This is a genomic window from Brevundimonas sp. (genome assembly GCF_036399195.1).
In the GTDB taxonomy this organism is placed as follows: Bacteria; Pseudomonadota; Alphaproteobacteria; order Caulobacterales; family Caulobacteraceae; genus Brevundimonas.
This window is the reverse complement of the sequence record NZ_DASWNO010000024.1, coordinates 1-5625: the sequence shown is the minus strand read 5'-3', so window position 1 is coordinate 5625 and position 5625 is coordinate 1. Positions and strand designations below refer to the sequence as shown.

Sequence of the window (5625 nt, the reverse complement as noted above, 5' to 3'; positions counted from 1 at the left end):
GATGGCGAGGGACGGCAGGGCGATGATCTCACGGTCGGGGAAGACGGTGGCCAGCCCCTGGCAGGCCAGGTCCGCGGCGCGGTCGTCGCCGTAGGTCGGGACGATCACCGCCCCATTCGCGATGAGGAAGTTCATGTGGCTCGCGGGAACCGGCCTGTCGTCCTCGTCGGCCACGAAGCCGGGCGAGGGCAGGCGCAGCACCCGGATCGGACGGCCGGCGGCGTCGCTCATCTGCGACAGGGTTCGCGCCACGGCGTCATAGACGTCGTCGTTGGGGTCGCCCTTGCCCCAGGCGACGGGGCAGGCCACCACGCCCGGCGCGACGAAGCGGGCGAGGTTGTCGACGTGGCCGTCCGTATGGTCGTTCAGCAGGCCGTCGCCGAGCCACAGCACCTTGCGCGCGCCCAGCGACGCCGCCAGCGCCGCCTCCGCCGCGGCCTCGGTCCAGGCGGCGTTGCGATTCGGGTTCAGCAGGCACTGGCGGGTGGTCAGGATCGTGCCATCCCCGTCATGGTCCAGCGCGCCGCCCTCGAGGACGAAGTCGTGGCGAGCGAGCCGCGCACCCGCGGCCTCGCCGATCTGCGCCGCCACCGCGTCGTCGTGCTCGAGCTCGTATTTGCCGCCCCAGCCGTTGAAGCGGAACGCCGCGGCGCTGGCCGACCCGGCGCCGAAGATCGGGCCCGTGTCGCGCAGCCAGATGTCGCCGAACCGGCCATCCACGACCTCGACGTTGGCGACGCCGTCGAAGCGGGACTGGGCATCAGCCAAGGCCTCGCCATGACCGACGAGCAGCCGCACCCGCTCGCGTCCCGGCCCGGCGAGCGCGCGGACCAGCGCCTCGACCTCAGCCTGCGCCGGCTCGAGGTTCTCCTCCCACAGATCGGCATGGCTGGGCCAGCCGACCCACATGGCGCGGTGGGGAGACCATTCGGCGGGCACGGGGGTGGTCATGAAGCGGGGCATCCCTGAACGGCGGCGAGGCAGCCGCGCCAGATAGACATGCGGGACCCCGACTTCAACACATGCGACCGGCGCGGGCCGAGATGGCCCGCCCAACGAAAAAGAGGCGGCCCGTTTCCGGACCGCCTCTCCTTCACTCAATCGAGAGCGACCGGCTTAGAACTTCATGCCGAGCGTGATCTGCGCGGTGCGCGGCGAACCCGGCGAGTAGGTCCGGAAGACGCCAGTGCGGTTGGCCTGAGCGGCCGGAACGCGCGGGTCCGTCGTGACCACGGTCGACAATGCGTTCTGACCCGTCGAGATGTTGCCCAGATACTCTTCACCGAACAGGTTGTTGACATTCAGCTGGACGTAGGCGCCGCGAATGCCGAAGCGGTCGGTCAGGTCGTAGCGAACGTCCAGATCGGCGACCGTATAGGCGGGCGAAACCTCGTCGTTCACGTCCGTGGCGAACCGCTCGCCGACGTACTTAGCTTGGAGACCGACCGACAAGTCTTCCGTCACGTCCCAGTCGGCGCGCGCGGAGAAGGTCCAGTCCGGGGTCTCGACCAACGTCTTACCGGCGGTCGGCAGGAACAGCGGGATCTGCAGGGCCGGCGCCGCGGCGGTGCCGGCCGGGCAGACGGGGGTCGAACCCGCAACCTGCGTTGTGGCGGTGCAGGCGAAGTTGCCGAGGAACAGGTTATCCTGCAGCTCGCTTTCGTTATACGAGGCCGACAGGTTGAGCGCGAAGGTGTCGCTGAAGATGTAGCCGAGCTGGCCGTCGAAGCCCTGCTGCTTCACTGAGCCGACGTTCCGATCGACGAAGAAGCCGAAGGTTGGCGAGTTCGGATCGTCGTCCAGCGAGTTGACGATGCGGTTCTCGAAATCGATGTACCACAGCGCGGCCTGGACGATCAGTCGTGCGTTACGGAACCGGTAGCCGAGGTCGTAGGCCTTGGTCCGCTCGGGCTGCACGGCCGAGAAGTCGAGCGAGTTGTTGGTCGTGTTCCGCACCGGCTGATAAAGGTTGTCGGTCCGCGGCACCGCCAGACCTTCGGCGTAGCTGGCGTAGACGCTGTGTCCGCCGCCGAAGCGGTAGACCGCGCCCACGTTCGGCAGGACGTCGCTGTATTCCAGTTCGGCCTGGTAGGGCGGGATGAACTGGGTCGTGCCCGTCGAAGCGAACTGGACGTTGCCGCTGGCCAGCGTCGCCGAAGGTGTTTCGGTCGTGCAGCGCACGTTTGAAGTGCCGTTCTGCGAGAAGCAGTACTGATTCAGTTCACGGGTGAACTCCGGGGCCCGCACGCCGATGTTCAGGGTCAGCGAGTCGTTTAGGAAGTCGCCGATGTATTCGACGGCAAACTGCTGGAGCTCGGCGATCGAGAAGCGGTCGCGGAAGCGGTAGATCGAACCGTCGCGGCCGGTGACGGCGAAGTCGGGCGCGTTGAAGGTGCTGAAGGGATCGACCGGACGGGTGTCGCGGCTCAGGAACGAGCCCTCGCCCGTCTGGCGGTGACGGCCGTAGTCGAGCGAATAGGCGGCTCGGATGCGGTGGTCGTCGTTCAGGTCCCAGATCAGCGAGCTGCTTAGACCGTAACGGTTCGTGTTGGTCACCGACGGCGCATAGACGTGGACGTTGTCGCAGGTGTCGCCATCACCGTTGAGGTCGCGGCCGGTCGTGCGGAAGGCGGCGGTGAGGCACTGCGCGTTCGTTACGGCGCTCAGGCCGGTCGCGTTGTTGTTGTTGGTGCGGTTCTGGTCAATCCGGTCGTCACGCTCGTTCAACAGGCTGGTCGTGGTGCCGCCGGTCGCCAGCACGTACTGATAGGACGGATCGAAGGTGAAACGCAGGTTGTCGGTCAGGGCGTAGCTGAACTGGCCGCGCAGGTTGGCGGTGTCCGACGGATTGATGCGCACGTTGATGGCGCTGGTGCAGTTGCCCGAGGCGATCGAGCCGTCCGACTGGATGCGGGTCGACTGGGTGTTCTCGTCCTGAACCGTCCCATTCGCTCCGAACGGGCGGAAGCAGGCGATGTCGTTCTCCAGCGGCTCGACGCCAGCGTTGAACAGGGCCTGCGTGTAGTTGGCGAACAAGGCCGCGTTGCGGTTGCGGTTGTAGTGGCCGGCCAAGCTGACAAAATTCCCGTTCCCGCCGAGGTCTTGATAGACCTTGCCGTTGAACTGGGTTTTCTCCAGCTCACCCGGACCGCGGAACTTGTCATAGCGGGTGTAGGACGCGGCCACATAGGCGGTCGTGTCCCAGGGGCCAAAGGCGCCAGTGTCAGCGCGCAGGAAGACGCGGCCGTAGTTGTTCTCGCCGATCGAGGAGTTGACCTGAACACCGGGCTCTTCAAGCGGACGGGCGGACAGGAAGGCGATCGTGCCGCCGGTGGCCGAGGCGGTGGGGCTGTCGACGTCGGTCGTACCCTGGTTGACCGAGGCGCGCTCGATCAGCTCCGAGTCGAGCTGCTGGTTGGTGAACACGGCGTAGTTGCCGGTGTCGTTCAGCGGCATGCCGTCGAAGGTCAGGGAGACCCGGTTGCCGTCGAAGCCGCGCAGGCGGATATTGCCGCCCGAGTTGCCGTAGGGGTCCGAATTCACGAAGTTCAGGCCGGGGACCAGGTTCAGCGACTGCAGGATCGTCTGGCCGGAAGTCTGGGTCGAGATGAACTCTTGCGAGATGCTGGAACGCGTCTTGGGGACCGTCTGGGCGACCACGCCGGTGATCGCGGGCGTGCGCGAGCCGGTGACCACCACCGTGTCCAGTTCGGTGGCGCCTTCGGTGGCCACGGTGCCCGAAGACTGGGCGGAGGCGGCGCCTGCGAGCAGGAGGCCGCTGCAGAGGGCGGTTGTCGCCCAGAACACGCGTTTGCGGTTCGTCATACTCTATCCCCGATGAAGATGGGCGCGCGCGCCCTGCGACCGGCGGCAGCCGGTGAAATCCCGCCCCCTCTAGGCGTGCCGTCAGAAAGTGGGACGACATTCGTGTGACAGTGAGATGACAGTGTCGGGTGGTGACACGGGAGACACACTGCTGTGGGCGGTTTACCTGTGGATGAGCGGGCCGTTTCGCGCGCCTCCAGGTCGATGAAGGTCGTCGGCGCGCCGGTGCGCACGGGGAAACTCCGGCCGGCGCGCGGGTTCGGCGAAGGCCGTGATTCTCGGGAAAGATGGTGGCTGGAGGCGGGCTCGAACCGCCGACCTGTGGGTTATGAATCCACCGCTCTAACCAGCTGAGCTACCCAGCCCCAATTGACGACCCTGTCGTTCGGGTCCGGCGGGAACTGGTCTGTCCGCCGGAAGAGGCGTGCCTATATAGAGGCGCCGACGTGGATTCAAGTCGCCCCGGCGCCCTGCGGCGAGCCGCTCCGGTGACGGGGCCGGCGAGGAACGGTAAGGCTTGCCCGACGTTCGTTCGCCGTTCGCATCCCGGGGAAAATCCATGCGCCTGTCCGCTCTCGCCGTCGCCGTCTCCTCCATCGCCCTCACGGCCGCCTGCGCGGCCGAGGGCTCGCAGGACGCGCCTCCATCCCCTGCCGGAGCGCCCCTCGAGACGCGGGCCGCCAACGCCCCCGACCAGCGGCCTGCTTTCGCGGGCCAGACCCGCGCGCCCGGCGTCCGCACCCAAGCGGCCCTCGCCCACACCGTGGTGGCCTCGGGTCTCGTCGAACCGTGGGGGCTGGCGATGCTGCCCGACGGACGCTGGCTGGTCACCGAACGGCCCGGCCGCCTGCGCATCGTCACCGCCCAGGGTGTGGTCGGCGAGCCCATCACCGGCCTGCCCGAGGTCGACGCCCGCGGCCAGGGCGGCCTGCTGGACGTCTTGGTCGGCCCGAGCTTCGCCCAGGACCGGCTGATCTACTGGAGCTACGCCGAGCCGAGGCAGGGCGGCAACGCCACCTCGGTCGCGCGCGGACGTCTTTCGCCCGACGGCGCCCGCGTCGAAAACGTGCAGGTGATCTTCCGCGCCCTGCCCGCCTACGAGGGCACGCTGCACTACGGCTCGTCGCTGGCGTTCGCCCCTGACGGCAAGCTGTTCATCACCCTGGGCGAGCGCTCCGACGCGCCGATGCGGCCGCAGGCGCAGGACCTCGGCTCGCACATGGGCAAGACCATCCGCATCAACGCCGACGGCACGGTCCCGCAGGACAACCCCTTCGTGGGCCGCGAGGGCGCCCTGCCCGAGATCTGGTCGCTGGGCCACCGCAACGTTCAGGGCATAGCCATCGCGCGGGACGGCGCGGTCTGGACCGTCGAGCACGGCACGCGCGGCGGCGACGAGCTCAACCTCGACCGGGCCGGCCTCAACTACGGCTGGCCGGACGTGGCGTACGGCGTCGAATACCGGGGCGGAGCGATCGGCGCCGGCGTGACGGCGCGCGAGGGAACCGAACAGCCGGTCTATTACTGGGACCCCGTCATCGCGCCCGGCGGCATGACGATCTACGACGGCGCGATGTTCCCGGGCTGGCGGGGAAACCTGCTGGTCGCCGGACTGAGGGAAAAGCACATCGCCCGGCTGGTGCTGGACGGCAACCGGGTGGTCGGCGAAGAGCGGCTTCTGACCGACCTGGGCGAGCGCGTCCGCGATGTGGCCGTAGCCACCGACGGCGCCGTCTGGGCCATCACCGACGAACCGGAGGGCAAGCTGGTGCGGCTGGCGGCTCGGTGATCGGTGGTGGC

Annotated in this window: 3 protein-coding genes and 1 tRNA gene; 1 reads left to right on the top strand and 3 read right to left on the bottom strand. The window is 68.2% G+C overall.

The window, feature by feature from the left end; genetic code table 11:
• The 3 genes from VGB60_RS01275 to VGB60_RS01265 form a co-directional block, all read right to left on the bottom strand.
• Positions 1-951 (bottom strand): agmatine deiminase family protein (locus tag VGB60_RS01275; RefSeq protein WP_331036473.1); only part of this gene is annotated, 951 nt, incomplete at its 3' end.
• A 165-nt stretch (positions 952-1116) separates the two neighbouring features.
• A complete protein-coding gene (locus tag VGB60_RS01270) occupies positions 1117-3825 on the bottom strand; it encodes a TonB-dependent receptor (protein WP_331036472.1) in 2709 nt (902 codons plus the stop codon).
• A gap of 288 nt (positions 3826-4113) precedes the next feature.
• Positions 4114-4190: transfer RNA gene (locus VGB60_RS01265), tRNA-Met, on the bottom strand.
• A gap of 194 nt (positions 4191-4384) precedes the next feature.
• Between VGB60_RS01265 and VGB60_RS01260 the strand changes: the two genes are divergently transcribed.
• Complete coding sequence (locus tag VGB60_RS01260) at positions 4385-5614, top strand: PQQ-dependent sugar dehydrogenase (protein WP_331036471.1); 1230 nt, start codon at positions 4385-4387, stop codon at positions 5612-5614.
• The last annotated feature ends 11 nt before the right edge of the window (positions 5615-5625 follow it).